Source organism: Burkholderia seminalis (assembly GCF_001718535.1).
In the GTDB taxonomy this organism is placed as follows: Bacteria; Pseudomonadota; Gammaproteobacteria; order Burkholderiales; family Burkholderiaceae; genus Burkholderia; species Burkholderia seminalis.
Window position 1 is genome coordinate 1114397 of sequence record NZ_CP013398.1, and the last position, 26747, is coordinate 1141143.

At 68.7% G+C, this 26747-nt stretch carries 28 protein-coding genes and 2 tRNA genes; 10 read left to right on the top strand and 20 right to left on the bottom strand.

Annotated features, from left to right (window positions below; translation table 11 throughout):
• Positions 1 to 85: 85 nt before the first annotated feature.
• Both WJ12_RS05050 and WJ12_RS34385 read right to left on the bottom strand, forming a co-directional pair.
• Positions 86 to 379 (bottom strand): hypothetical protein, encoded by a 294-nt coding sequence (locus WJ12_RS05050; protein WP_404823839.1) that lies wholly within the window; start codon positions 377 to 379, stop codon positions 86 to 88.
• 155 nt (positions 380 to 534) lie between these two features.
• Positions 535 to 936, bottom strand: coding sequence for a hypothetical protein (locus tag WJ12_RS34385; RefSeq protein ID WP_080287732.1), 402 nt, complete (start codon positions 934 to 936; stop codon positions 535 to 537).
• Between WJ12_RS34385 and WJ12_RS05055 the strand changes: the two genes are divergently transcribed.
• Together WJ12_RS05055 and WJ12_RS05060 are read left to right on the top strand one after the other, a co-directional pair.
• Positions 916 to 2313, top strand: a complete 1398-nt coding sequence (locus WJ12_RS05055; RefSeq protein WP_034186469.1) for a sigma-54 dependent transcriptional regulator — start codon at positions 916 to 918, stop codon at positions 2311 to 2313. The two genes, WJ12_RS34385 and WJ12_RS05055, sit on opposite strands and share 21 nt — an antisense overlap.
• A gap of 41 nt (positions 2314 to 2354) precedes the next feature.
• Positions 2355 to 3326 (top strand): thymidylate synthase, encoded by a 972-nt coding sequence (locus tag WJ12_RS05060; RefSeq protein ID WP_059560756.1) that lies wholly within the window; start codon positions 2355 to 2357, stop codon positions 3324 to 3326.
• 88 nt (positions 3327 to 3414) lie between these two features.
• Here the strand turns inward: WJ12_RS05060 and WJ12_RS05065 are convergent, their stop codons facing one another.
• Both WJ12_RS05065 and WJ12_RS05070 read right to left on the bottom strand, forming a co-directional pair.
• Positions 3415 to 6006, bottom strand: a complete 2592-nt coding sequence (locus tag WJ12_RS05065) for a DUF6600 domain-containing protein (RefSeq protein ID WP_231750653.1) — start codon at positions 6004 to 6006, stop codon at positions 3415 to 3417.
• 150 nt (positions 6007 to 6156) lie between these two features.
• Positions 6157 to 6864, bottom strand: a complete 708-nt coding sequence (locus WJ12_RS05070) for an ArsR/SmtB family transcription factor (protein ID WP_034186470.1) — start codon at positions 6862 to 6864, stop codon at positions 6157 to 6159.
• 186 nt (positions 6865 to 7050) lie between these two features.
• Here WJ12_RS05070 and WJ12_RS36325 point away from each other — a divergent pair, with 186 nt between their 5' ends.
• The gene (locus WJ12_RS36325; protein WP_167361865.1) at positions 7051 to 7191 is read left to right on the top strand and encodes a hypothetical protein; all 141 of its coding nucleotides are present in this window, start codon (positions 7051 to 7053) and stop codon (positions 7189 to 7191) included.
• A 131-nt stretch (positions 7192 to 7322) separates the two neighbouring features.
• Complete coding sequence (locus WJ12_RS05075; protein ID WP_027811985.1) at positions 7323 to 7835, top strand: acyl-CoA thioesterase; 513 nt, start codon at positions 7323 to 7325, stop codon at positions 7833 to 7835.
• Between the two features lie 46 nt (positions 7836 to 7881).
• On the opposite strand, the gene fumC is transcribed toward WJ12_RS05075, so the two are convergent.
• The 3 genes from fumC to WJ12_RS05090 form a co-directional block, all read right to left on the bottom strand.
• Positions 7882 to 9276, bottom strand: a complete 1395-nt coding sequence (fumC, locus tag WJ12_RS05080; RefSeq protein WP_034186471.1) for a class II fumarate hydratase — start codon at positions 9274 to 9276, stop codon at positions 7882 to 7884.
• A gap of 145 nt (positions 9277 to 9421) precedes the next feature.
• Positions 9422 to 10810, bottom strand: a complete 1389-nt coding sequence (gene norM, locus WJ12_RS05085; RefSeq protein WP_034186472.1) for a multidrug efflux MATE transporter NorM — start codon at positions 10808 to 10810, stop codon at positions 9422 to 9424.
• Between the two features lie 137 nt (positions 10811 to 10947).
• Positions 10948 to 11166 carry an RNA-binding S4 domain-containing protein gene (locus WJ12_RS05090; RefSeq protein WP_034186473.1) on the bottom strand — a complete coding sequence of 73 codons (219 nt, stop codon included), beginning with the start codon at positions 11164 to 11166 and terminating at the stop codon, positions 10948 to 10950.
• A 269-nt stretch (positions 11167 to 11435) separates the two neighbouring features.
• Between WJ12_RS05090 and WJ12_RS05095 the strand changes: the two genes are divergently transcribed.
• On the top strand, positions 11436 to 11837 hold the full coding sequence (locus WJ12_RS05095) for a hypothetical protein (RefSeq protein ID WP_034186474.1): 402 nt from the start codon (positions 11436 to 11438) through the stop codon (positions 11835 to 11837).
• A 128-nt stretch (positions 11838 to 11965) separates the two neighbouring features.
• On the opposite strand, the gene WJ12_RS05100 is transcribed toward WJ12_RS05095, so the two are convergent.
• From WJ12_RS05100 to fdxA, 8 genes are all read right to left on the bottom strand, one after another.
• Entirely contained in the window at positions 11966 to 12751 is a 786-nt protein-coding gene (locus WJ12_RS05100) for a DUF4088 family protein (protein WP_059560732.1), read from the bottom strand.
• A gap of 161 nt (positions 12752 to 12912) precedes the next feature.
• Entirely contained in the window at positions 12913 to 13251 is a 339-nt protein-coding gene (locus WJ12_RS05105; RefSeq protein ID WP_034186476.1) for an AzlD domain-containing protein, read from the bottom strand.
• Entirely contained in the window at positions 13248 to 14000 is a 753-nt protein-coding gene (locus WJ12_RS05110; RefSeq protein WP_034186477.1) for an AzlC family ABC transporter permease, read from the bottom strand. The genes WJ12_RS05105 and WJ12_RS05110 overlap by 4 nt, the downstream gene beginning before the upstream one ends.
• Before the next feature lie 87 nt (positions 14001 to 14087).
• Positions 14088 to 14987, bottom strand: coding sequence for an AraC family transcriptional regulator (locus WJ12_RS05115; RefSeq protein WP_059560729.1), 900 nt, complete (start codon positions 14985 to 14987; stop codon positions 14088 to 14090).
• A 63-nt stretch (positions 14988 to 15050) separates the two neighbouring features.
• Complete coding sequence (locus tag WJ12_RS05120) at positions 15051 to 15536, bottom strand: CreA family protein (RefSeq protein WP_059560727.1); 486 nt, start codon at positions 15534 to 15536, stop codon at positions 15051 to 15053.
• Positions 15537 to 15663: 127 nt separating this feature from the next.
• Positions 15664 to 15739, bottom strand: a tRNA-Asn gene (locus WJ12_RS05125).
• Positions 15740 to 15810: 71 nt separating this feature from the next.
• A tRNA-Asn gene (locus WJ12_RS05130) sits at positions 15811 to 15886 on the bottom strand.
• 103 nt (positions 15887 to 15989) lie between these two features.
• Positions 15990 to 16313 carry a ferredoxin FdxA gene (gene fdxA, locus WJ12_RS05135; protein WP_006753067.1) on the bottom strand — a complete coding sequence of 108 codons (324 nt, stop codon included), beginning with the start codon at positions 16311 to 16313 and terminating at the stop codon, positions 15990 to 15992.
• A 287-nt stretch (positions 16314 to 16600) separates the two neighbouring features.
• Between fdxA and pncB the strand changes: the two genes are divergently transcribed.
• The 5 genes from pncB to WJ12_RS05160 all read left to right on the top strand — a co-directional run bounded on the left by pncB (position 16601) and on the right by WJ12_RS05160 (position 22571).
• Entirely contained in the window at positions 16601 to 17800 is a 1200-nt protein-coding gene (gene pncB / locus WJ12_RS05140) for a nicotinate phosphoribosyltransferase (RefSeq protein ID WP_034186480.1), read from the top strand.
• An 88-nt stretch (positions 17801 to 17888) separates the two neighbouring features.
• Positions 17889 to 18551 carry a LutC/YkgG family protein gene (locus WJ12_RS05145; protein WP_059560724.1) on the top strand — a complete coding sequence of 221 codons (663 nt, stop codon included), beginning with the start codon at positions 17889 to 17891 and terminating at the stop codon, positions 18549 to 18551.
• Between the two features lie 43 nt (positions 18552 to 18594).
• Positions 18595 to 20025 carry a sodium:proton antiporter gene (locus tag WJ12_RS05150; protein ID WP_059560721.1) on the top strand — a complete coding sequence of 477 codons (1431 nt, stop codon included), beginning with the start codon at positions 18595 to 18597 and terminating at the stop codon, positions 20023 to 20025.
• Between the two features lie 81 nt (positions 20026 to 20106).
• Complete coding sequence (locus tag WJ12_RS05155; RefSeq protein ID WP_034186752.1) at positions 20107 to 21096, top strand: 2-hydroxyacid dehydrogenase; 990 nt, start codon at positions 20107 to 20109, stop codon at positions 21094 to 21096.
• The gene (locus tag WJ12_RS05160; protein ID WP_049034188.1) at positions 21093 to 22571 is read left to right on the top strand and encodes a DNA recombination protein RmuC; all 1479 of its coding nucleotides are present in this window, start codon (positions 21093 to 21095) and stop codon (positions 22569 to 22571) included. The genes WJ12_RS05155 and WJ12_RS05160 overlap by 4 nt, the downstream gene beginning before the upstream one ends.
• A gap of 102 nt (positions 22572 to 22673) precedes the next feature.
• Here the strand turns inward: WJ12_RS05160 and WJ12_RS05165 are convergent, their stop codons facing one another.
• The 5 genes from WJ12_RS05165 to moaA all read right to left on the bottom strand — a co-directional run bounded on the left by WJ12_RS05165 (position 22674) and on the right by moaA (position 26643).
• The gene (locus WJ12_RS05165; protein ID WP_034186484.1) at positions 22674 to 23159 is read right to left on the bottom strand and encodes a GNAT family N-acetyltransferase; all 486 of its coding nucleotides are present in this window, start codon (positions 23157 to 23159) and stop codon (positions 22674 to 22676) included.
• Entirely contained in the window at positions 23156 to 23431 is a 276-nt protein-coding gene (locus WJ12_RS05170) for a hypothetical protein (protein ID WP_006476519.1), read from the bottom strand. Before WJ12_RS05170 ends, WJ12_RS05165 begins: the two co-directional genes overlap by 4 nt.
• Before the next feature lie 39 nt (positions 23432 to 23470).
• Complete coding sequence (gene moeA / locus WJ12_RS05175) at positions 23471 to 24769, bottom strand: molybdopterin molybdotransferase MoeA (protein WP_059560718.1); 1299 nt, start codon at positions 24767 to 24769, stop codon at positions 23471 to 23473.
• 114 nt (positions 24770 to 24883) lie between these two features.
• The gene (gene mobA / locus WJ12_RS05180; protein ID WP_059560716.1) at positions 24884 to 25501 is read right to left on the bottom strand and encodes a molybdenum cofactor guanylyltransferase MobA; all 618 of its coding nucleotides are present in this window, start codon (positions 25499 to 25501) and stop codon (positions 24884 to 24886) included.
• Between the two features lie 29 nt (positions 25502 to 25530).
• A complete protein-coding gene (gene moaA / locus WJ12_RS05185; protein ID WP_069245553.1) occupies positions 25531 to 26643 on the bottom strand; it encodes a GTP 3',8-cyclase MoaA in 1113 nt (370 codons plus the stop codon).
• Between the last annotated feature and the right edge of the window lie 104 nt (positions 26644 to 26747).

Consider the following 26747-nt stretch of genomic DNA (forward strand, 5'->3'; position numbering starts at 1 on the left):
AACGGCGATACCGGCGCGGATCGGTGTCGGCCGGCTCGAATCGTCAAATCAATACGGAATCCTCATTGAGTGGGGCGACGCAGGCTCACTGACGCTTGTTGCCTTGAACGTTGCCTTCCATCGCGTGCTGCACGTCACCGGGTTGCGATACCGGAAGCGGCATCGGCAGTGGGGGCGGTGGCGGGATCTCGTCCCACAGCGTGACGGTTGCCTTGCCGGTCGGCAGCGGTTGCGGTGCGGACACGGTCACGATGCCGAAGCCGCTGCCGTGCCGCAGGCTCGGCGCATTTTCGGCCGGCAGCATGGCGCGATCCGGTTTTGCGATGTCATCCGCGCGGGCCGGCGCAGGCGGGCCGGCGGCCGAGAGCGCGAGCGCCATCGGCACGAAAGAAAGTAAAAGATGTTTGCGCATGGCCGCTGTCTCCGATCGTTTACGGATTCAGCGAAATGCATGCCACCGTGCCGGGACCGTTGTCGCTACGGCGATTCGCGCTCAAGCGTTGCGAATTGTGGCCGAAAACGCCTGAAAATGTTTCAGGCCTGAAACGAGGGGGCTCGGGAATACTGCGGATTCAATCGATTCGCTTCAAGGATGAAAATCGGCCCGTGTGTTGATGAACGAACACCTTGCTGCGCATGCGCTATGTGCAGATGATTGACCTGCATCGACCTCCTGTGCGATTGGGCCGTATCGCCGTCGGCGCCGAAATCCGTTTGTCGTATTTGGTGCCTATAACTAAGCTGTCTTGACCAAAAATAACTGGACGCGAGATAAGCGCCATCATGCGAGGCTTTGTCGTTGCCGAGCATCGGCATGGCGAATCGAGCCGCCTCTGGCTGACCCGATTCGATCCTTTTCGCACGAACTCTGACGTGCGCGGCAATCGTTAGACGGTTGATGAACGGGGTGAGGATATGGGAGCCGATCAGCGGCACGTGATCTACTATTCGCGCGAACCGAACGACGCGTTGCGCGGCCATTTCGACGAGTGCGGCTGGCGCGTCGATCTCGCGGAGACCGTACGCGACGTCCGGCGTGTCGTGCAGCATGGCGTGGCAACCGCCGGCCTGCTCGACTTTTCGCCGGGCTTCAAGCCCTCGGACCTGCGCGAACTCGAATCCTGCCTGAGCATCCAGCACATCGGCTGGATCGCCGCGACGCGTCGCGGCCAGTTGCAGGATGCCACGCTGCGCCACCTCATTCGCGACTACTGCTTCGATTATGTGACGATGCCGTACGAGACGTCGCGAATCGTCGAGACCGTCGGTCATGCGCACGGCATGGTCGCGCTGACCGATCCCGTTGCGCCGCCGGTCGGCGCCGGGCGCAGCGAAGGCGAGATGGTCGGCACCTGCGATGCGATGCTCGGGCTCTTCAGGACGATTCGCCGCGTCGCGGCGACCGATGCGCCGGTGTTCATCTCCGGCGAATCGGGTACCGGCAAGGAACTGACGGCGGTCGCGATTCACGAGCGTTCGTCGCGCGCGCAGGCACCGTTCATCGCGATCAATTGCGGCGCGATTCCGTCGACGCTGCTGCAGGCCGAACTGTTCGGCTATGAGCGCGGCGCATTCACCGGGGCGAACCAGCGCAAGATCGGCCGCGTCGAGGCCGCCAACGGCGGCACGCTGTTTCTCGACGAGATCGGCGATCTGCCGCTGGAAAGCCAGGCAAGCCTGTTGCGCTTCCTGCAGGAAGGCAAGATCGAGCGGCTCGGCGCGCACGTGTCGGTGCCCGTCGATGTGCGCGTGATCTGCGCGACGCACGTGGACATGGACGCCGCGTTGCGCGAAGGGCGGTTCCGCGAGGACCTGTTCCATCGCCTGTGCGTGCTGAAGATCGAGGAGCCGCCGCTGCGCGCGCGCGGCAAGGACATCGAGGTGCTCGCGCGCCACATGCTCGAGCGTTTCAAGGGCGATGCGCATCGCCGCCTGCGCGGTTTCTCTCCGGACGCGGTCGCGTCGCTGTACGGCTATTCGTGGCCGGGCAACGTGCGCGAGCTGATCAATCGCGTGCGCCGCGCGATCGTGATGTCGGAGGGCCGGATGATCACCGCGGCCGATCTCGAGTTGAACGATTTCGCGACGCTCGCGCCCGTGTCGCTGCTGGAGGCGCGGGAAGCGGCCGAACGGCAGGCGATCGAGCAGGCGCTGCTGCGCCACCGCGGCCGTTTCGCGGATGCCGCGCGTGAACTCGGCGTGTCGCGCGTCACGCTCTACCGGCTGATGTGCGCGCACGGCATGCGCGATCGCGGCGACACGCTGGCAGGGTTTTCGGCGCCGTTGCCGGAGCTTCCTCACCACGCTTGCTAAAATTGGCGGGTACGGCCGCCCTCGCGGCCGAAGGAACCCGCATGAAACAGTATCTCGACCTCGTTCGTACCATTCTCGATACCGGCACCTGGCAGGAGAACCGCACGGGGATCCGCACCATCAGCATGCCGGGCGCGATGCTCCGCTTCGACCTGCAGCAAGGCTTTCCGGCCGTGACGACCAAGAAGCTCGCGTTCAAGTCGGCGATCGGCGAACTGGTCGGCTTCCTGCGCGCGTCGCGCAGCGCGGCCGAGTTCCGCGCGCTCGGCTGCAAGGTGTGGGACGCGAACGCGAACGAGAACGCGCAGTGGCTCGCGAATCCGTACCGTCAGGGCGTCGACGATCTCGGCGACGTGTACGGCGTGCAATGGCGCCAGTGGCCGGGCTACAAGGTGCTCGACGCGGGCGCCGACGCGCAGATCGCCGACGCGACGCGCCGGGGCTTCCGGATCGTCACGCGTTTCGACGAAGACGGCGCGCCGAAGGTGCTGCTGTACAAGGCGATCGACCAGTTGCGCCAGTGCCTGGACACGATCATGGAGAATCCGGCCGACCGCCGCATTCTGTTTCACGCGTGGAATCCGGCCGTGCTCGACCAGATCGCGCTGCCCGCGTGCCACCTGCTGTACCAGTTCCTGCCGAACGCGACGAAGCGCGAGATCTCGCTGTGCCTGTACATCCGCAGCAACGACGTCGGCCTCGGCACGCCGTTCAACCTGACGGAAGGGGCCGCGCTGCTGTCGCTCGTCGGCCGCCTGACGGGCTACACGCCGCGCTGGTTCACGTATTTCATCGGTGACGCGCACATCTACGAGAACCAGCTCGACATGCTGCAGCGACAGCTCACGCGCGAGCCTTACGAAAGCCCGCGGCTCGAGATTGCCGAGCGCGTGCCCGACTACGCGAATACGGGCGTTTATGCGCCCGAATGGCTCGAGCAGGTCGAGCCGTCCGATTTCTCGCTGGTCGGTTACCGCCACCATGAGCCGCTGACTGCGCCGATGGCGGTCTGAGCGCGCGGTTTCATCGATCCGCGCCCTGCAGAAAGAAGGCCCGACCGGCTGAGACCGGTCGGGCTTTTTTGTTTCACGTTTGCGGCACTTACTGGCGATGCCGCTCGTCGTGCCCGCCTGGCGGCGGGCTGCTCGGGCGCGGCGCCTCGACGTGCGGTGCCGGTTGCGGCCGCGGTTCCATGCGGGGAGCGGGCATCGACGGGCGCGGTTCCATGCGGGGTGCCGGCTGCGGTCGCGGCTCCATTCGAGGTGCGGGCTGCGGTCGCGGCTCCATGCGCGGCGCCTGCGGTTGCGGGCGCGGCATGTCGTGTACGGCTGGCGCCGGCGGACGGTACTCGTTCACGCGCGGCGGTGCGACTTCGCGGTGCGGCGCCGGTTGCGCGAATTCGGGGCGGGGTTGCGGCGTGGGGGCGGCCCGTTCCGGTTGCGCTTGCCCGTGCTGGGCCGGTGTCGGGAAATCGGGGCGCGGACGCGGCTGCGGAATCTGCGCCGTGTTGTCGACCCTCGGTTGCGGCAACGCGCGCGGCGCGTCGTTCCGGCCGCCGGGCTGCGTGCCCTGCGGTGTCGGTATGCCCTCCGGATGCGGCACCGCCGCACTGCGCACGGGCGGCAGTGCATTCTGGCCTGCCGCGTGAAGGGCGCTCGGCGGGGCGGGGCGCTGGCGTTCCATCGGCGTGTGCGGCTGCATCCACGCCGGCGACGGCGCCTCTGGTGCGTGCGTGTTGCCGATGCCCGACGGCGTGTTGCTTGCGATCGGCGGGTGCGGGACGCCGTTGCCGGGCCCGAAGGCCTGATGCGGCGTCGCGTTGCCGGGCGCCTGCGGCATGCCGCCGTTGGCGAAATGCGGCCCATTGGGGATTTCGCCGTTCGCCGGCCGTCCGGCATTCGGCACGCCCGGCAATGGCGCACCGGGCGCACCCGGCCGTCCGGTTTGCACGGCAGGCGGCTGGCCTTCGCGCGGCGCGCGTGACGGCTGCACGACGGGGCCGTGCGGATTCACGAGCTGCACGTTGTGCATCGCCCACGCGCCGCCGCTCGGATTACCCGGCACGCGGACCGGGCGGGCCCTGTAATCGGCCGGCACGCTCGTCTTCACGACCGGCGCGCCGGCGCCCGGCACGCGCCCGCCTTGCTGCGCGAGATGCGCGGCTGCCTGGTCTCGATAGGCGGCGGGCACCGCGGGATTGCGCGTCGCGACGTAGGGGTGCTGCGCGATCGCCGCCGGCGGACGGTAGCCGGCATTGCGCAGCCCGCCGGTAAAGCTCTGGCGCACCGGCGCGATGCCGGGTGTGCCCGGCGTGACGTGCGCATTGCGCCATTGCCGCGGATCGACGTGTTGCGAGAAGTGCGCGACCGGCTGGCCATGCACGAACGCGGCGGCCGGCACGGCCGTGATCGCGTGCGGCGCACGGAAGTTCACGTACGTCTTGTTGATGTTGGTGATATTGGTGATGTTCGTCACGTTCACGGTCTTGTTCACGTTGACGTTGTTCACCACGATATTGCGATTCACGCGGTCGTAGTAGTGCGGGCTCCAGCCGCCCCAGCGCGGGTGCCACGGCTCGCCCGGGCCGAGCGCGAACCATGCGCAGCCGGCCGCGGCGACGCCGCCGACCGTGAGCGCGACGCTCCAGTCGGGACCGCCGCCCCCGCCCACGAACGCGACGAGCGCCGGCGCGTAGACCGGCGGCTGGCTGACGACCATCGGGCCGGGCACCCAGGCCCAGCTGTCGTCCACGTACGCCCAGCGGCCGTAGTGGTACGGCGCGAAGCCCCACGGTGCGTCGTCGACCCACGTCCAGCCCCACGGCGCCTGCCAGATCCAGTGGCCGTCGTGATACGGCGCCCAGTCGGCCGGCGTGTCGTTCGGCACCCAGACCGAGCCGTAATTCGGGGTTTCGCGCCACGTGCCGTTCGCGTCGAGATCCTGATAGCCGGGAATGTCGCGGGACACATAGCGGGCCGACACCGAGCGCTCCTCGGCCGCGTCGCGGCTGGCGGCCCACTGGTCGAGCGGGTCGGGGCCCGGCGCCGCCGATTGCTGTGCGACCTGCAGGTCGGTGCCGGTGAACACGACCTGCTGCCCGGGCGACAGCGGGTACTGCCCGTTGCTGCCGTAGACGGTCGCGCTGCCGCTGCGCATCGTGACGGTCGTGCTCGCGCCGTTCGGCGCGACATCGACGCGATAGTCGCCGGGGCCCGTGATGCCGAGCGCGAGGTTCGGGGTGTCGATTTCGTACGATCCGCCGCGGGGCAGATCGCGCACATGCGTCGATACGGTGCCGAGGCCGACCTTCAATTGCGTCGTCGTGTCGTCGAGATTCAGGATCGACAGGCTCGTCGAATCGCCGAGCCGCACCGCGGTCGAGCCGATATGCAGTTCCGAGCGTGCGCCGGCGTCGTTCCAGAGCTGGTCGCCGGTCGTCAGCGGCCGGTTCACGGCCGCATACGACCACGTATCGGTGCCGGCCGGTTCGGTCGTCACGGCACCCGACAGGTAGTTGAGCCGCGCGACGCGGCCGGGCGGGTCGCCGCCCGGTTGCCGTGCCGCGGCCGAATACGGCGGCGCGCCGGCCGATTGCGCGAAGGCGGGCGGCAGGGCCGCAAGCGCGGCGAACGCGAGCAGCGTATAGCGGGCGGTTCGCTTGAGCGTGAACAGGGGGGCCATGGTGAGCGTCATCGTCGTTATCGCGGCGCGTCGATTCGTGCCGTTGAGTTCACAATATCCGCTCGGCCTGTTTCAATGCTCGGTGTTTTGTAAGTCGGATGGCACGCGGTGTAACAAAACCTGTCTGTCGCGTGCGGCTGTCGTGCAGCCGCAATGCGGGCGTCAAGCGGACGTAAGCCACGCGTCGAAAACCTGCTGGCCGGGCACGGTGACGCGCAGCACCCGCGGCCGTGCGGAACGTTCGATCCAGCCGTGCGCACAGAAGCTTTCGAGCAGCGCCGCGCCGAGCGCGCCACCCAGATGCGAGCGCCGCTCGCTCCAGTCGAGGCAGCCGCATGCGAAGCGGCGCCGGCGCGTGCGCTGCTGCGCGACGTCGATGCCCCATTGCCCGAGGGCCTGCGTGCCGAGCTCGGTGGCTTCGATCGCGTCGCCGTCCGCGAGCAGCCAGCCGCGCGCGGTGAGCCCGTCGAAAATGCGCACCGCAAGTTCGCCGGCCATGTGGTCGTAGCAGGTGCGCGCGTAGCGCAGTTCGGCCGGTACCGTGCGCGACGGCGCCGGTACCGGGCGGTGCGGCGCAGCCGCGCGGGCGACGTTCGCGAGCGCCTCGAGCGACGCCGCGATGTCGGCCGACGCGATGCGGTAGTAGCGGTGCCGGCCGCGCACGTCGAGCGCGAGCAGGCCGCCTTCGGTCAGCCGCGCGAGGTGCGCGCTTGCCGCGGACGGCGACAGCCCCGCGATCATCGTCAATTCACCGGCCGGCCGCGCGCTGCCGTCCATCAGCACCCACAGCATCGCGGCGCGGCCGGGGTCGGCGATCAGTGCGCCGATGCGGCTCAGGCCCGGAAAGTGGTGGTCGTCTTGATCGGTCATCGTCGTCTCTCGTCAAGCGGGATGAGGGGCAGTGTAGTGGGTGTGCGCATTCGATGTTTCGTATCCGGATGAAATGTCGGACGCGGCGGCGCCGTCCCGCGGCAGCCTGGCTGCGGCCCGTTGCGGCGCGCGTAGAATGGGCCGGACGCGGCGGCAGCGGGCCGCCGCATGTGACACGATGCAACGATGAAGACGATTTTCTGCATGTTGGCCGCCGCGCTCGTCTGCGCGGCCTGTGCGCAGGGCGGCGCCGGCGCCGCCGGCGGGCAGGGCGGCAGTATCGAGATGTACGGGACGATCGACCAGGGCGTCACGGTGCGCCGCTGACCGGCGGCGCTGCGCGCGCGGGGCGGGCGGTGCCGGCGCGGCCGCGCCACGCGGGGCTGGCCGCGACGCATTGCCGCACTGCAACGTATAATGGCCCGATTACAGCGCCCCTGCCGCCTGGAGCCAGAACGATGCCCCAACCGTCCCCCGTGCCGGCCGCCCTCGACCGTACCGAAACCGTATTCCGCTTCCTCGCCGAGCCTTCGTCCGTGAACTTCGGCGGCAAGGTGCACGGCGGCGCGTTGATGAAGTGGATCGACGAGGTCGCGTATGCGTGCGCGGCCGTCTGGTCGAGCCGCTATTGCGTGACGGTCAGTGTCGGCAACATCCGATTCCAGCGTCCGATCCTGGTCGGCAACCTGGTCGAGCTGAAGGCGCGCGTCGTGGCGACGGGCCGCACCAGCATGCACATCCATGTGTCCGTGCACGCGGGGGACCCGAAGGGCGGCGTGCTGCGCCAGACGACCGACTGCCTCGTCGTGTTCGTCGCGGTCGACGAGAACGGCAACCCGGTGCCGGTGCCGCCGTTCGTGCCCGAGACCGACGAGCAGAAGGTACTCGCGAAATATGCGGCCGACGTACGGGCCGCGCTCGACAAGATCGTCGAGATGAAACCGGAAGAAGTCGCGAAGGGCACGGTCTGACCGCAGCGGGCGCCGCGCTCGACGCGCCGCGCCCGTCGTCCTGCCCCTAGCGCGTCCCGATCATCTGCTCGGGGCGCACCCACGCATCGAATTCCGCCTCGGTCAGGTAGCCGAGCGCCAGCGCGGCCGCCTTCAGCGTCGTGCCTTCCTTGTGCGCCTTCTTCGCGATCTGCGCGGACTTGTCGTAGCCGATGTGCGGATTGAGCGCCGTCACGAGCATCAGCGACTCGTTCAGCAGCAGGTCGATCCGCGCGCGGTTCGGTTCGATGCCCACCGCGCAGTGGTCGTTGAAGCTCTGCGCGCCGTCGGCGAGCAGCCGCACCGACTGCAGCACGTTGTGCGCGATCATCGGCCGGAACACGTTCAGCTCGAAATTGCCGCTTGCGCCACCGACGTTGACCGCGACGTCATTGCCGAACACCTGGCAGCACAGCATCGTCACGGCTTCCGACTGCGTCGGGTTCACCTTGCCCGGCATGATCGAGCTGCCCGGCTCGTTTTCCGGAATCGACAATTCTCCGAGCCCGCAGCGCGGCCCGCTCGCGAGCCAGCGCACGTCGTTCGCGATCTTCATCAGGCCCGCCGCGACCGTTTTCAGCGCGCCGTGCGCGAAGACCAGCGCATCGGCGGCCGCCATCACCTCGAACTTGCTCGGCGCCGTCACGAACGGCAGCTTCGCGAGCCGGCCGATCTCGTCGGCGACGCGCACCGCGAACTCCGGATGCGCGTTCAGCCCGGTGCCGACCGCGGTGCCGCCGAGCGCGAGCTCGTACAGGTGCGGCAGCGCCGATTCGACGTGACGGATGCCCTGGTCGAGCTGCGCGACGTAGCCGGAAAACTCCTGGCCGAGCGTGAGCGGCGTCGCGTCCTGCAGGTGGGTGCGGCCGATCTTCACGATGTCGGCGAACGCCTTCGACTTCGCGTCGAGCGTCGCGCGCAGCGTGCGCAGCGCCGGCAGCAGATGATTGACGATCGCGTACGCGGCCGCGATGTGCATCGCGGTCGGGAACACGTCGTTCGACGACTGGCCGCGATTCACGTCGTCGTTCGGATGGACCTTGCGCGCTTCGCCGCGCTCGCCGCCCAGCAGCTCGCTCGCGCGATTCGCGATCACCTCGTTGAGGTTCATGTTGGTCTGCGTGCCGGAGCCCGTCTGCCACACCGCGAGCGGGAATTCGCGCGGATGCTTGCCGGCGATGATCTCGTCGGCCGCGTCGATGATCGCGCGCGCCTTGTCGTCGGCGAGCACGCCGAGCGACTGGTTCACGGCCGCCGCGGCGCGCTTGACGATCGCCAGCGCGTGGATCAGCTCGGGCGACTGCTTCTCGGTCGAGATCCGGAAATTCTGCAGCGAGCGCTCGGTTTGCGCGCCCCAAAGTCGGTCGGCCGGCACGGCGATTTCGCCGAACGTGTCGCGTTCCATCCGAACTGCTTCGTTCATGATGCACTCCTCCTGGAAAGGGGAAAGGCCGCGCGTCGTCGCGCGGCATCAGGCGTATCGTGAGGCAGTCGCGCCGCTCGCGCGGCGTCTCGAGGTGTTCAGCCGACAAGCATAGCGCCGGTCGCGATTTCGCGTCGTGTCGCGCTCAGTGCCGCGTCGCGACGAGCGACGCGGTTTTCAAATGAAAGCGCCATGCCATCAGCGCGGCGACGCTCGCGAGGCCGGCGGCGAGCCCCCACCACAGGCCGCGTGCGCCGAGGCCCGCGTGGAACGCGAACCAGTAGCCGGTCGGGAAGCCGATGCCCCAGTAGCCGAAGGTCGCCGCGAGCATCGGGATGCGCGTGTCCTTCAGGCCGCGCAGCGCGCCCGACGCGACGGTCTGCATGCCGTCGACGATCTGGAACACCGCGGCGATGCCGAGCAGCGAGGCGGCGAGCGACACCGTGGCCGCGTTGGCCGGGTCGTCGAGATTCAGGTACAGGCCGACGATCGTATGCGGCGCGACGATCATCACGACGCCCGACAGCGACATGAACGCGACGCCGAGCGCGAGTGCGACGAAGCCCGCGTGCCGCGCGGCGACGGGCGAACCCGCGCCGACCCAGTAGCCGACGCGCACGTTGGCGGCCTGGCCGATCGCGAGCGGCACCATGAACGACACCGACGCGACGTTCAGCGCGATCTGGTGCGCGGCAAGCGACGTCGCGCCCAGCACGCCGACCGTGAGGCCGGTGGCGAGGAACAGCGTCGATTCGACCCCGTACGTGATCGCGACGGGCCAGCCGATGCCGATCAGTTCGCCCATCGTGGGCAGCTTCGGGCGCGACGCGGTCACGAAATGGCGGAAGCGCCGCCGGCCGTGCAGCAGCCAGATCAGGGCGAGCGCGGTGAGCCAGATCGTGATCGTCGTCGCGACGGCCGAGCCGAGAAAACCGAGGCGCGGCAGCCCGAACGCGCCGTGGATCAGCCCGTAGTTCAGCACGCCGTTGACGCCGACGCCGCCGATCGACACCCACAGCAGCCGCCGCGCGGCACCGATCGCCGGCAGGAATGCCCGCATCAGCCCGACGCCGATCAGGCTGCCGAGCGCCGCGTAGCGCAGGATGCCCGTGTATTCGCCGACGTGATGCGCGAGCAGCGGCGGCTCGTGGAACATCAGCAGGATCGGTTCGGACAGCGACAGCGCAACGATCGCCGGGATCGCGAGCAGCACCGACAGCGCGAAGCCCGTCCAGTAGATGTGCGGCACGCGGTCCTCGGCCTGCGCGCCGCGCGCGTGCGCGACGCTCACGCTGACCGACGACAGCACGCCCTGCAAGATCGTGACGATGACGAAGAAGAAGTTCGCGCCGAGCCCGCCCGCCGCGAGCGAATCGGGGCCGAGCGAACCGAGCAGCACCGTGTCGGTGACGCTCATCGCCATCTGGGAAAGTTGCGCGATCGCGAGTGGCGCGGCGAGGCGCGCGGTATCGGCGGCGTGACTGGATAGCGACGGCGGCGCGGCGGCCGTCCGCGTAAGACCGGAATGCGACATGGAATGGGCGCTCGCGCGGGTGCGGGCCCGCGCTGTATGTATTTATTTTGAGAGACGGCTAGCTTACGGCTTTATTCGTACGGTGTCGAACGCGTGCGCCGATGGCCATGTCGCGGACAGGGGGAACGCCGCGGGTGCTAGGCCTCGCGCACCGCGATGCGCGTGTCGCCGAGCAGCACGACCTGGCCCGCGCGGATCTTGCAGGTCTTGCGCAGCTCGACCGCGCCGTCGACTTTGACCGCGCCGGACGCGACGATCACTTTCGCGCTCCCGCCGCTGTCCGCGAGGCCGGTGATCTTGAGAAGGTTGTGCAGCTCGACGTATTCGCCGGTCAGCGTGAAATCCAGGTTGGGCATGACGAAGGAGGTGCGCAAGGCGCGGGAGGAAACGCTCCGCATCATACGGCACCGCGGGCCGACGCGCGAGCGCGGGCCGCCACGGCTCGCAGTTGTTAAGGACTGTGAGCGATTCGTCAGCAAATGAAACGGTGGGTAACAGTCTGAGAGATTCGAGAACCGGCCGGGCGCGCCGCGGGTCTTTTGTCGTACCTGCTGCGTGTTGCGGTGGGGATGCGACGGACCGCATCGCAGCGGTCCGGGCTCACAACTTCTCGAGGAGAATTGCCATGTCCAAGATTCGTACGATGCTGATCGGTGCCGCGCTGACGGCGTTCGCCACTTCGGCCGCATTTGCCCAGACGGGGACGGCGGCGCAGGGTGCAGCCGGTGCCGGCGTGCAGGCACAGACGCCGGCCGCAGGTGTCGGCGCAGGCGTACAGGGCAGCGCCGGCGCGAACGCGTCGGGCAACGCGGTCGGCGGCGCAACCGATGCGGTCGGCGCGGCAGCCGACGGCGCGAAGGATACCGCGTCGTCGGCCGTCCATTCGGCCAAGAAGCACACGAAGCATGCCGCGAAGTCGGCCAAGGGCCATGTCGGCGCCGCCAAGGCGAAAGCCGGCGAAGCGACCGAAGGCGGCGCGTCGGTCGGCGCGCAAGGCGGTGCATCGGCCCAGGGCGCCACGCAGTAAGCGACGCCCGGCGCCGCGCGACGCTCGCCCCCTGGGCGTCGCGCCGGCAGCGGTCCGACGGCCCGGTTCGCCTCATGCGAGCCGGGCCGTTTTCATGGGTTCATGCTGTCAGCGGGATGGGTGCGCGGTCATGGCCGGCGCTGTCCTTGCCCTTGTCCCGGTTGTCCCTGCGACGGTCGCACGGCGGCCGGCGTGAACACGCCGCGCAGCCACGCGGCGAGCCGTGCGAAGACGTCGTACGGTTCCTCGACGAAGATCTCCGGCTTCAGCAGCCGCAGGTACTCCATGATCTGCTGCGCTTCCTGCTTCTGGAACGAGCCGTGCGCAAGGCCCAGCCGCAGCAGCCCGCGCAGTTCGCCGAGCTTGTCGCGCGCGGTGCTGCCGACGCTCATCTCGCACGCGAGCTTGGCCTCGTAGATGCGCTGGCGCAACGATTCGGCGAGCCGCCACGCAGGCGTCTGCATCAGCTCCTCGAGCGCCTGGATGTCCTGCGCCGCGCCCTTGATCTGCGACGCGAGCGGGTCGATCAGCGACGGGTCGCCCTGCGCTTCGGCGACGATCGCCTTCGCCCAGTCGCGGCACGCTTTCGCGAGTTCGTCGGGGGTCCATTCGGAGCGCGACGCGAAGCCGAAGCCGAATTCGCCGGCCTGTCGCATCAGGATCGCGACGACGTCCGGAAACTCCTTGTCGAGCGTGCGCTTGGCCCATGCGTACTGGCCGCCCTGCAGCATCCGCTGCACCGCGTGTTCGGTCAGCGGCACCATGTTGTCGAGCAGCTTGGCGCGCAGGAAATCCTCGAACGACGGTGTCGCGAACTGCGGGTCGAGTTTCAGCGACACGCGGACGAACGCGTCGTAGTCCTTGCGCAGGGACTCGAGCGTGTCGTCCTTGAGGGAAAGGGTGATCTGGCCCATGAATCGTCTCGATGGCGGCCCGCGCAAGCCGACGGCCGGCACGGCGCACCGGGGCGGGCGCAGCGTCGACTGACCGGTGCGCGCCGAGGCCGGTGGCGGGTCTTCATCCCCTATATCGGCGCGCCGGGCGGAAACTTGAGCGTGCGCGGTAGAGCGTCCGCTCAGGCGGGCAGCCAGTGCGGGATCACGACCCCTTGCCAGAAGAAGAACGCCGCGAGCCCCGCGGCGATCGTCACGAGCGGGCGGCGGGTTGCCGCCGACACGAGCACGGCGGCGAGCGCGCCGACGAGCTGCGGATTGCGCCAGGTCAGCTCGGCCGGGCCGCCGTGCGGCGAGACGGTCATCGGCACGATGATCGCCGTCAGCACGGTCACGGGCACGAAGCCGAGCGCGGTCCGCACGAGCGGCGGGAAGGTCAGCCGCTCGCCGAACAGGAACAGCGTCGAGCGGATCGCGTAGGTGATGACGGCCATTCCGAGGATCAGCAGCGCGTAGCTCACGATGTCGCCTCCGTGCGCGAGCCGGTGCGCCTGCGTTCGTGCAGCAACGTGAGCGTGACGCCGATCGCGACGCCGGCGGCGACCGCGCCGAGCAGCCCGAGCTTGTACGGCCAGCCCTGCCAGAAGCAGGCGAGCGTGCCGGCCGTCGCGGCCGCCGCGAAATAGCGCAACGTGCCGAGCTGCGGGACCACGATCGCGATGAAGGTCGCCGCCATCGCGAAATCGAGGCCGAGCGACTGCAGGCCCGGGAACGCCGCGCCGAAGCCGATGCCCGCGAGCGTCCAGACCTGCCAGTTCAGGTACATCGCAAGCCCGGAGCCGAAAAAGTAGTGGGGGCCAACCGTGCCGGGCGCGAAGTGCCGGTAGTGCGCATGGGCGACCGCGAACACCTCGTCGGTCATCAACGCGCCGAGCGTGGCGCGCCAGCGCAGCGGCAGGTGTGCGACGTAGGGCGCGAGCGTCGCGCTGTACAGCAGGTGGCGCAGGTTCACGATCAGCGTGGTCGCGAGCACGACGACGAAGCTCGCGCTGCCCGCGATCAGGCCGAGCGCGATGAATTGCGCGGAGCCCGCGAACACGGCGAGCGACATCAGTGCGCCGTGCCATGCGGCGAGCGGGCCGCCGCCGACGAGCGTGCCGAAAATCACGCCGAACGGTGCTGCGCCGATCATCATCGGAATCGTGTCGCGCGCGCCGTCGAGCCATTCGTTGAGCGGGCGGCGAGGGGGCGAGGCGGGTGTCGGGTTCAAAGGGGCTCCTCCATGAACGGGAGGATAGCGGGCCGGTGGCGGGCCGGCTTGTATGTTCTTGCGCTCGCGAATGCGTGGGCGGCCGCGTCAGCTCGCCTGCCAGCGCCCGGGCGGAACCCCGAACATCCGTTTGAAGTGTCGCGTGAAGTGGCTCTGGTCGACGAAGCCGCTGGCCGCCGCGACGTCGGCGACGGGCACGCCCGCGCGCAGCGGCGCCAGCGCGCGCTGCAGCCGCAACTGGTTGCGCCACGCATGCGGCGGCATGCCGGTGGTGCGCGTGAACAGGCGTGCCGCGTGGAACGGCGACAGGCCGGCTGCCTGCGCGACGTCATCGAGCGTCACCGTGCACATGAGATCGGCCGCGAGCCGCTCGCGCATCGCGTCGACGCGCGGTTCGTCGGCCGCGAGCGGCGCCGGTCGCGGCCGCGCGTCGGCATGGCGCACGATCAGCGTCGACAGTGCGTCGAGCATCGCCGTTTCGGCGGCGAGCGGATCGTAGATGCGCGGTGCGTCGGCTGCCGGATCGCCGGCCGGCTGCCCGTGCGCATGCGACGACAGCGCGCGCTCGCTGCCGGCTTCCATCATCCGGTGCGCGAGCGTGAGCCGGGCGGCGAGATCGGCGTCGCGAATCACGTCGGAGGCAAACCACGGCGCATCCTGCGGGCGGCCGGCGATCGCGCTCGCGAGTCCGCGGACGAATTCGACCGGCAGGTAGCTGACGCGATAGCACCAGCCTTCGTCGGTTGCGCGCGAACCCGTATGCACTTCACCGGGATTGATCACGGGCACGGTGCCCGTTTCGGCGACATAGCCGTTGCCGCGATAGGTGAAGCGTTCCGCGCCCTCGAGAATCACGGGGATCGTGTACGCGTCGTGCCAGTGCGGCGCGAACGCGTGGTCGCGATAGGTCGCCGTGAGGAGATCCGCGTCCGGCAGCAGCGGCGTGCGCCAGTAGCGTGCGGCGTCGGGAAGGCGGGTGGCGGACATGATCGGGCGCGGGAGCGGTCGGACACGACAGTGTATCGCTCGCGCGCCCGGCCGGTGTGCGCGTTACTTGACCGGAATCGTCGTGCCGGCCGGCATCGGCACCGCGGTGATGGCATTCTTCGGGCTGCCGCTGACGATCCGGTCGCTGTAGGTCAGGTAGACGATCGTGTTGCGCTTCTGGTCGACCACGCGCACGACGTGCAGCGTCTTGAAGATGAACGACATGCGTTCGCTGAACACGTCGGTCTGCTGCTTGAGCGGCTCCTTGAAGCTGATCGGCCCGACCTGCCGGCAGGCGATCGACGCCTCGCTCGGATCCTCGGCCACGCCGAGCGTGCCCTTGATCCCGCCGGTGCGGGCGCGCGATACGTAGCAGGTCACGCCGTTCACGACCGGATCGTCATACGCTTCGACGACCACGCGGTCGGAGCCCGTGACGCGGAAATGGGTGTTGACGCTGCCGACTTCCTCCGCGTGCGCGAGCGGTGCCGCGGCGAAGGCGGAGAACAGGAGGGCGAACGGGGCGGAGCGCAGGAGACGATGCTTCATCGACGGAACCGGATGCGAATGCGGGACAGAGACTCTAGCATGCGCGCGACGGGGCGATGAACGGCGGAAACGCGGAAGGGTGGCCGGAAAAACAAAAGGCCCGTCGAATGACGGGCCTTTCATTGTTTGGCTCCCCGACCTGGGCTCGAACCAGGGACCTACGGATTAACAGTCCGGCGCTCTACCGACTGAGCTATCGGGGAATAAATCGGTACATCTGCGTGCGTTGTTTCCAACAAAAAACCCGTCCACTTTCAACGGGCCTTCGTGTTTTTGGCTCCCCGACCTGGGCTCGAACCAGGGACCTACGGATTAACAGTCCGGCGCTCTACCGACTGAGCTATCGGGGAACAAACAACAACAGCAGAGAAACGAGATTGTATGGAGTGGTCGCTAACCTGTCAATACCTTCGGGCCGCGATCTACAAAAAAATTTCTGCGGCCGCCGCGCGATCAGCGCTCGAGCAGGTGCAGCTTCTCCTGCACGTCCTTCCACTCGTCCGCGTCGGCCGGTGCCGGCTTGGTCTTGGTGATCGACGGCCAGTTCTTGGCCAGCTCGGCGTTCAGCTCGGTGAACTGCTGCTGGTCGCCCGGAACGTCTTCTTCGGCATAGATCGCATTGGTCGGGCACTCGGCGACGCACACGGCGCAGTCGATGCACTCGTCCGGATCGATGGCGAGAAAGTTGGGACCTTCACGGAAGCAATCCACCGGGCACACATCCACGCAATCCGTGTATTTGCACTTGATGCAGCCTTCGGTCACAACGTGAGTCATTAAAACGCTCCTGCTTGGCGGTATATATGGGGTGGCGTTTGCGCCAAAAGCGGCATTGTAACTGAAGCGCCAAACCCGCATCGCGTGGTCGGCTATCCGGCTTATATCGTTTCGTGATTAGTTTATGGGGTGCGCAACGCAGGCGCGTGCGCGGCGCGCCTGCGCGACGGGAGCAGGGCCGCGGGCGGTTTCCCGATGGTCGGTCCCGCATTCGGGTAACATGGCCGCCTGACCGGGCGGCGCGCGGTGCGCAGGTGCCCTGTCTCGATATTGGCGGTGCCGTCACCATGATCATCACTTCGCTGCTCGACACGGATCTCTACAAGTTCACGATGATGCAGGTCGTCCTGCATCACTTTCCGGCTGCAAACGTCGAGTACCGCTTCCGGTGCCGCACGCCCGGCGTCGACCTCGTGCCGTACATCGACGAGATCCGCGACGAGGTGCGCGGCCTGTGCGCGCTGCGCTTTTCCGACGTCGAACTCGACTACCTGCGGCGGATGCGCTTCATCAAGAGCGATTTCGTCGACTTCCTCGCGCTGTTCCACCTGAACGAGAAATACATCTCGATCACGCCGTCGCCGAAGGGCAACGGCGAGATCGACATCGTGATCGAGGGGCCGTGGCTGCACACGATCCTGTTCGAGATCCCGGTGCTCGCGATCGTCAACGAAGTCTATTTCCGCAACACCCAGCGCGAGCCGGACTATCGCGAGGGCCGCGAGCGGCTGCGCGAGAAGATCAAGCTGCTCGGCGCGGAACCCGAGTTCGCCGACTGCAAGATCGCCGACTACGGCACGCGCCGGCGTTTCTCGAAGGTCTGGCACGAGGAAGTCGCGCTCACGCTGCGCGACGGGCTCGGCCCGCAGTTCGCGGGCACGAGCAACGTGCTGTACGCGATGAAGCACGACATCACGCCGCTCGGCACGATGGCGCACGAGTACCTGCAGGCATGCCAGGCGCTCGGCCCGCGGCTGCGCGATTCGCAGATCTACGGTTTCGAGATGTGGGCGAAGGAATATCGCGGCGACCTCGGGATCGCGCTGTCGGACGTCTACGGGATGGATGCGTTCCTGAATGACTTCGACATGTACTTCTGCAAGCTGTTCGACGGCGCGCGCCACGACTCGGGCGATCCGTTCGAATGGGGCGAGCGCATGCTGCGCCACTACGAGGCGAACCGCTGCGACCCGCGCACCAAGGTGCTCGTGTTCTCCGACGCGCTCGACATCCCGAAGGTCATGCAGTTGTACGAACGGTTCCGCGGGCGCTGCAAGCTCGCGTTCGGCGTCGGCACGAACCTCACCAACGATCTCGGCTACGTGCCGCTGCAGATCGTGATCAAGATGGTGCGCTGCAACGGCCAGCCGGTCGCGAAGCTGTCGGACTCGCCGGGCAAGAGCATGTGCGACGACAAGGCGTATCTCGCGTACCTGCGCCAGGTGTTCGGCATCGCGCAGCCGGTCGAGGAAGACGCGTCGAAGTGAGCGCCGGCCGTTCGGCCGAAGGTGCGTGGCGGCAGGGGCGGCCGGTATAATCGGACGGTATTGCACGCCAACGTCACGAGGACCGTTCATGGACACTTCCGCTGCCCGTCGCCAGATCCTCGCGCGCATCCGCGCGGCGCAGGGGCGCGCGGCCGAACCCGACGCAGCGGAGCGCGACGGCGTCGCCGACTATCTCGCGCGTCATCCGCCGGGCCCGCGCCCGCCGGCGCCGGCCGACCTCGTCGCCGCCTTCGTCGACGAAGCCGCGCGCCTGTCGACCACGGTCGACGAAGTCGCGACGCTGGCCGACGCGCCTGCCGCCGCCGCCCGCTATCTTTCCGCTCACGGGCTGCCGGCGCAGGCCGTCGCGTGGCGCACGCTGGCCGATCTCGACTGGGCCGGCGCCGGCCTGTCGGTCGAGTGCCGCAAGCCGCGCGACGGCGATCTCGTCGGCCTTACCGGCTGCTTTTGCGCGACCGCCGAAACGGGTTCGCTGGTGCTGCTGTCCGGCCCCGACACCTATGCATCGGCCGGCCTGCTGCCGGAAACGCACATCGCGCTCGTACCGGCTTCGCGGATCGTCGCCGGGCATGAGGACGCGTTCGCGCTGATTCGCGCGGAGCGCGGCGAATTGCCGCGCGCGGTCAACTTCGTGTCGGGCCCGTCGCGCACGGGCGACATCGAGCAGACCATCGTCCTGGGCGCGCACGGCCCGTATCGCGTGCATGTGATCGTCGTACGCGGCGCATGACGCGCCCGCTGCATCCGCTACCACTCGAACAAGGAAGTTCTGCATGAAACGACATGCCGCTTGGGCAGGCATGGCGTCGGGAATCGCGCTTGGCGCGGCGCCCGCGCTTGCATCGGCCGCCACGCTCGACGGTGCCGCACTGTCCGCACTCTGGGGCATCCCGTTCGCCGGGATCCTGCTGTCGATCGCACTGTTCCCGCTCGTCGCGCCGGTGTTCTGGCATCACCACTTCGGCAAGATCGCGGCCGGCTGGGCGGTCGTGTTCCTGGTCCCGTTCGCGGTCGCGTTCGGCGCGGGCACCGCGTTCGGCACGCTCGTGCATGCGCTGCTCGAGGAATACATTCCGTTCATCGTGCTGCTCACCGCGCTCTATACGGTCGCGGGCGGCATCTGCGTGAACGGCAACCTGCACGGCTCGCCGAAGCTGAACACCGCGATCCTCGCGCTCGGCACGCTGCTCGCGAGCGTGATGGGCACGACGGGCGCCGCGATGCTGCTGATCCGGCCGCTCCTGCGCGCGAACGACAACCGCAAGCACGTCGTGCACGTCGTGATCTTCTTCATCTTCCTCGTCGCGAATGCGGGCGGCTCGCTGTCGCCGCTCGGCGATCCGCCGCTGTTCCTCGGCTTCCTGAACGGCGTGAGCTTCTTCTGGACGACGACCCATCTCGCGCTGCCGATGCTGTTCATCTGCGTCGTGCTGCTGACGCTGTTCTTCGCGCTCGATACGTACTTCTACCGGAAGGGCGGCGAGGAGCGGCCGGCCGCACTCGACCCGACGCCCGACGGCGCCGCACTGTCGATCGACGGCAAGATCAACTTCGTGCTGCTCGCGGCCGTGATCGCGCTCGTGCTGATGAGCGGCGTGTGGAAACCGGGCATCGCGTTCGACGTGTGGGGCACGCACGTCGCGCTGCAGAATCTCGTGCGCGATGTCGCGCTCGTGCTGGTGACGCTCGCGTCGCTCGCGCTCACCCCGCGTTCCGCGCGCGAGGGCAACGCATTCAACTGGGCGCCGATCGAGGAAGTCGCGAAGCTGTTTGCCGGGATCTTCGTGACGATCGCGCCGGTCATCGTGATCCTGCGCGCGGGCTCGGACGGCGCGTTCGCACAGATCGTCCATCTCGTCACGGGGCCGGACGGCAAGCCGATCGACGCGATGTACTTCTGGGCGACGGGCATCCTGTCGTCGTTCCTCGACAACGCGCCGACGTATCTCGTGTTCTTCAACCTCGCGGGCGGCGATGCGCAGGCGCTGATGACGACGGGCGCATCGACGCTCGCGGCGATTTCCGCGGGTGCGGTGTTCATGGGCGCGAACAGTTATATCGGCAACGCGCCGAACTTCATGGTGAAGGCGATCGCGGAGTCGCGCGGCGTGAAGATGCCGAGCTTCTTCGCGTACCTCGGCTGGGCACTCGTGATTCTGGTCCCGGTGTTCCTGCTGACGTCGCTGATTTTCTTCCCGGCGTAACCTGACGACTTTCAACCCAGCGCGGGTGGTCCCGGCGGCGCGGCGCGCGCCGCGACCGGCTCGCGGCATACGGAGATGGCGATGCAGAAGATCCTGGTCGCGCGTCCGATCTTTCCGGACGTGATCGAACGGCTCAAGCAGTATTTCGACGTCGACTGGAACGACGGCGACGCGCTCGCGCCCGATGCGCTCGCCGCGCGTCTGGCCGACAAGGACGGCGCGCTGACGGCCGGCGACCCGGTCGGCGCGGCGACGCTCGCGGCAGCCCCGCGCCTGCGCGTCGTGGCGAACATGGCGGTCGGCTACAACAACTTCGACATGGCCGCGTTCAACGCGGCGAACGTGCTCGGCACCAATACGCCCGACGTACTGAACGAGTCGACCGCCGATTTCGGCTGGGCGCTGATGATGGCCGCCGCGCGCCGGATCGCCGAATCCGAGCACTGGTTGCGCGCCGGTCACTGGCGGAAGTGGGCGTACGACGGTTTTCTCGGCTCCGACATCTACGGCTCGACGCTCGGCGTCATCGGGATGGGCCGCATCGGCCAGGCGCTCGCGCGCCGCGCGCGCGGCTTCGGGATGCAGGTGATCTATCACAATCGTTCGCGAGTCGCGCCCGAGATCGAGGCCGAACTGAACGCCGAGTACGTGTCGAAGGATGCGCTGCTCGCACGCGCCGATCACGTCGTGCTCGTGCTGCCGTACACGAAGGAGAACCATCATACGATCGGTGCGGCCGAGCTCGCGAAGATGAAGCCCACCGCGACGCTGACCAACATCGCGCGCGGCGGGATCGTCGACGACGCGGCGCTGGCTGCCGCGCTGCGTGACGGGACGATCGCCGCGGCCGGCCTCGACGTGTACGAGGGCGAGCCGACCGTGCATCCGGCGCTGCTCGAGGTGCCGAACGTCGTGCTGACGCCGCATATCGCGAGCGCGACCGAACAGACGCGCCGCGCGATGGCGAACCTCGCCGCCGACAACCTGATCGCCGCACTGGGCGAGGGGCCGCGCGCCGGTCAGCCGCCGAATCCGATCAACCCTGACGTGATCGGGAAGCCGCGCGCATGACGATGACGTTGTTGCTTGCGGCGGTCGTCGTGCTGGCCGTCGCGCTCGCGGTGGCGATCGTCGCGCTCGTGCGCGGCGGCGGCCGTCACGACGACGCGGCCGTACTCGGCGACCAGATCGAGGACGCCGCGCACGCGCAGGCGCGCGCGGTCGAGCGGCTCGAACGCGAATTGCGCGGGGAGATCGTCGAGAGTGCGCGCGGCTCGCGCACCGAGCTGGCCGGCAGTTTCGCGCAGCTTCAGCAGACGCTCGCCGCGCAGCTGACGAGCGTGGCGACCGTACAGAACAACCAGATCGAGGGTTTCGCGCAGCAGCTCGGCAAGCTCGTCGCCGGCAATGCGCAGCAATTCGACGCGATGCGCGAGAGCGTGCAGCGCCAGGCGCAGCAGGCGCGCGAAGAGCAGACGGGCGCGCTCCGGCTGTTCGGCGACACGTTGAACCGGCAACTCACGCAACTGACCGAGGCGAACGACCGCCGGATCGGCGAGGTGCGCGCGACGCTCGAACAACGGCTGAAGGAAATCGAGACCAACAACGCGGCGAAACTCGAGGAGATGCGCCGTACCGTCGACGAGAAACTGCATGCGACGCTCGAGCAGCGGCTCGGCGAATCGTTCAAGCTCGTGTCGGACCGGCTCGAACAGGTCCATCGCGGGCTCGGCGAAATGCAGACGCTCGCGGCCGGCGTCGGCGACCTGAAGAAGGTGCTGACCAACGTGAAGACGCGCGGCACCTGGGGCGAAGTGCAGCTCGAGGCGTTGCTCGAACAGATGCTGACGCCCGACCAGTACGCGAAGAACGTCGCAACGGTGCCGAAGAGCACCGAGCGCGTCGAATTCGCGATCCGGTTGCCGGGGCGCGACGCCGGTACGCGCGATGCGCCGCCCGTGTGGCTGCCGATCGATGCGAAATTCCCGCGCGAAGACTACGAGCGGCTGATCGATGCGCAGGAGCGCGCCGACGTGGTGGCCGTCGAGGAGGCGGCCCGTGCGCTCGAGACGCGCGTGCGGCTGGAAGCGCGCACGATCGCCGAGAAATACGTCGCGCCGCCGCACACGACCGATTTCGCGCTCCTGTTTTTGCCGACGGAAGGGCTTTACGCGGAGATTCTGCGCCGCCCCGGACTGACCGACCTGCTGCAGCGCGACTATCGCGTGACGATTGCCGGGCCGACGACGCTCACCGCGCTGCTCAACAGCCTGCAGATGGGGTTCCGCACGCTCGCGATCGAGCAGCGCTCGAGCGAGGTGTGGCAGGTGCTCGGCGCGGTCAAGACGGAATTCGGCAAGTTCGGCGACGTGCTCGCGCGCACGAAGTCGCAGCTCGAAACGGTCACGCGTTCGATCGAGGCGGCCGAGCAGCGCACGCGCGTGATGAGTCGCAAGCTGAAGCAGGTCGAGGCGCTGCCGGGCGATACGGCGGCCGGGCTGCTCGGTGCGGAAGGTGCTGACGGCGCCGATGCGGACGACGCATGACGTGAGTCGCCCACAGCAAGCGGGACGAAAAAACGGGCGCCGAGGCGCCCGTTTTCCGTTGAAGCAGTTTCTGAAGCGACCACCGGCGCGTCCGGCCCGCGCTCATTGTCCGGCGAGTGTACCCAGCGCGTCGCCCGTGACGCGGACGATGCGCCATTCGGGCAGCACGGTCGCGCCCATTTTCTCGTAGAAATCGATCGCGGGCTGGTTCCAGTCGAGGACCGACCATTCGAAGCGAGCGCAACGGCGCTCGACGGCCAGGGCCGCGAGATGACGCAGCATCGCGGTGCCGAGGCCCGTGCCGCGCTGCGACGGCTGCACGTACAGATCCTCGAGGTAGAGGCCGCGACGGCCGAGGAACGTCGAATAGTTGTGGAAGAACAGTGCATACGCGACGATCGCACCGTCGTGCTCGGCCACCCGCGCTTCGGCGGCGGGGTGTTCGCCGAACAACGCATCGGCGAGATCGGCCTCGGTCGCGACGAACAGATCCGTGAGCTTTTCGAACGCGGCCAGTTCGCGCATCAGCGCGAGGATCGCGCCGACGTCGCGTGTTTCGGCCGCGCGGATCAGCGGCGTGCCGCTCACGCTTCCTCCGGCGGATCGGACAGCACGATCTCGATGCCGCCGAAGCGCGACGCGACCCAGTTGTACGCGTGGCAGGCGATCCACAGCAGCACGAAGCCGAGAATGGCGTTCAGCAGCAGTGCGCTCAGGATCGTGCTCAGTTCGACCATCCCGTAGCGGATGTACGCGACGAGAATGCCGAGCAGCACGATCGGCACGCTGAACGTCAGATACACGAGGATCAGCGCCTTTGCGGTCTGCCCCGCGGCGATCGACGAGATTTGTTTCTTCATGTGCGGATTGCCCCCGTAGAAATATACCGATAGTGGAATTCAGATCAGGCCGTCGAGCGGCAGGATGTCGACCGGGGTGCCCGCGTCGACTGCCGCGGTATCGTGGCCCAGGACGATGAAACAGTTGGCGGCCGCGAGGCCGCTCAACGAGGCGGAACTCTGCGAGCCGGCCGGCGTGACGTGCCAGCGGCCGTCGGCGGAGCGTGTCGCGATGCCGCGCAGGTATTCGGTGCGGCCGGGGCGCTTCTTCAATGCCTGCGTGCTGAGCGCCGGGTACGTCGCCGGCGGCGGCGTCCGCGCGCCGGCCAGCGTCAGCAGCGCCGGGCGCACGATCGCGTAGAACGTCACGGCCGACGCGACCGGATTGCCGGGCAGCCCGAAGAAGAGCGCGTGACCGGTGCCGCCGGCCGCACGCGCGAGCGTGCCGCAGGCGAGCGGCCGGCCGGGCCGCAGCGCGAGGCTCGCGAACGTCACGTCGCCGAGTTTTGCCATCACGTCACGCGTGAAGTCGGCTTCCCCGACCGAGACGCCGCCCGACGTGATCACCGCGTCGGCCTGCGCGTCGATGGCGTCGCGCAACGCGGCTTCGAGCGCGGCCGGGTCGTCGCGGACGATCCCGAGATCGAGCGCGTCGACATGCAGCCTTTCCAGCATCGCGATCAGCATGCCGCGATTGCTGTCGTACAGCGCGCCGCGGGCGAGCGGTTCACCGGGTTCGCGCAGCTCGTCACCGGTCGAGAACACGGCGACGCGCACGCGGCGGCGCACCGTGACGTCGGTGACGCCGAACGAGGCGAGCAGGCCGAGATCCGACGGGCGCAGAATGCGGCCCGCGGCGAGCGCACAGGCGCCGCGCGCGAGATCCTCGCCGGCCTTGCGGCAGTTCGCGCCGCGCGAGACTTCGTGCGCGCCGAAACGGATCGTGTCGCCGTCGACGCGCACGCGTTCCTGCGGAATCACCGTGTCGCATCCGGCCGGCATCGGCGCGCCCGTCATGATGCGCACGCACGAGCCGGTTGCCACGGCGCCATCGAACGGATGACCCGCGAACGCGGTGCCGGCGACCGTCATCGCGATGTCGCCCTGCGGCGTCGCGGGCGCGCCGGCGCTGCCGTCGAATGCGTAGCCGTCCATCGCCGAGTTGTCGTACGCGGGAATGTCGAACGGTGCGTTCACGTCAGCCGCGAGCACGCGGTCGAGCGCATCACGCAGCATCACCGTGTCGCACGCGTCGACCGGCGCCGCGAAACGGCACGCGAGTGCCTGTGCGTCGGCGAGCGACAGCGGGGCATCGGAATCGGGTGCGGCTCGGGAGGCGGGCGAGGATTGCGTGATCATCAGTCGGACTGCGCCGCAAGGCGTATCGGGTTCGTGGCCGGTGGCGCGAGGAGGGTGCCTGGGCGCGAGTGTCGCGTGCGGCGGGCACCGGGCGGGAGCGGCACGGACGCGCCGTCAGCGACGGGCCAGCGCGGCGAGATCCTGCCAGGAATTGGCATTGTAAAACGCACGCTCGTCGCGAAACTCGACTTCGACCGTCTTGTGGCGTGCGTACCACGCACGCACCTTGCGGTCGCCGGCCGCGAGCCGGGCGGCCAGATCGTCGGCCAGCGACGTGCGCAGCAGCGCGAACGTCGGCTGCGGCGAGCGCGCCTGCTGCGCATCGACGGTCACGGCCATCGCGATGTCGGCCTGTTGCGCGTCGAGCGCCGCGTGCAGCCGCGCGACGAGGTCGGCGGGCAGGTAGGGCGTATCGCACGGCGAGCACGCGACGAGCGGCGCGCGCGCCACCCGCATGCCGGCGAGCAGGCCCGCGAGCGGGCCGGGGAAGTCGGTTGTGTCGTCCGCGACGATGCGCGCGCCGAACGGCGCGCCGAGCTCGGCATAGCGATCGGCGTGGCGATTCGCGCTGATCAGCGTCTCGTCGACCTGCGGCGACAGCCGGCGCAGCACGTGCAGCGCGAGCGGCGTGCCGTCGAGCAACTGCAGGCCCTTGTCGACGCCGTCCATGCGCGTGGCGCGCCCGCCTGCGAGCAGCAGGCCGGCGATCGAGGGGGAGGCGGAAGCGGGCATCGCGCGAAAGCGGAACGGGGCGGCGTGCGTCAGCCGCCGATATACGACATTTCGACACGCTTGCCGATGCCGTCGGGCATGGCCTCGGCCGATGCGCTGCCACGCAGCTGCGAATAGCGATCGGTGCGGGCCTGCCAGATGCGGGCGATCGCGGTCGCGATCTCGGCGTCGGTCGCGCCGCCGCGCACGAGCGCGCGCAGGTCGTGACCCGTCGACGCGAACAGGCACAGGTACAGCTTGCCTTCGGTCGACAGCCGCGCGCGCGTGCAGTCGCCGCAAAAGGCCTGGGTGACGCTCGAGATCACGCCGATCTCGCCGCTGCCGTCCGCATAACCCCAGCGTTGCGCGGTTTCGGCCGCCGTGTGCGCGTCGAGCGGCACCAGCGGGAAATGTTCGGCGATCCGCGCGACGACGTCGGCCGACGGCAGCACCTCGGTCATGTTCCAGCCGTTCGACGTGCCGACGTCCATGTATTCGATGAAGCGCAGGACCACGCCGGTGCCGCGGAAACGCTCGGCCATCGGCAGGATCTCGCTGTCGTTGGTGCCGCGCTTCACCACCATGTTGACCTTGACCGGCGCGAGGCCGGCCGCCTGCGCGGCGAAGATGCCGTCGAGCACGTCGGCACTCGCGAACTCGGCATCGTTCATGCGCTTGAACAGCGCGTCGTCGAGCGCGTCGAGGCTGACCGTCACGCGTGTGAGCCCGGCGTCCTTCAGCGCACGCGCCTTGCGCGCGAGCAGCGAGCCGTTGGTGGTCAGCGTCAGGTCGAGCGGGCGGCCGGCGTGCGTCGTCAGGCGCGCGAGGCGCTCGATCAGGAATTCGAGATTCTTGCGCAGCAGCGGCTCGCCGCCCGTGATGCGGATCTTCTCGACGCCGTGTGCGACAAAGAGTCGCGCCACGCGCTCGATCTCCTCGTGCGTGAGCAGGGCGCTGTGCGGCAGGAACGGGTAGTCCTTGTCGAAGACCGCGCGCGGCATGCAGTACACGCAACGGAAGTTGCAGCGGTCCGTCACCGAAATGCGCAGGTCGCGCAGCGGCCTGGCGAGCGTGTCGGCCAGCGTGCCGTCGGGGGCATGCGCGACGCCGGAGACGTCCGGCATCCCGCTGACGTCGGCGAGGGGAATGATGCGTCGGGACATGTTGAAAGAAGTGCGAACCAGACCTCCATTTTAGCCGCAAGCGGCCGGCGGGTCCGGTGGGCGGAAACCCGCAGCGCGGACATGAAAAAGCCCGCCGGAGGCGG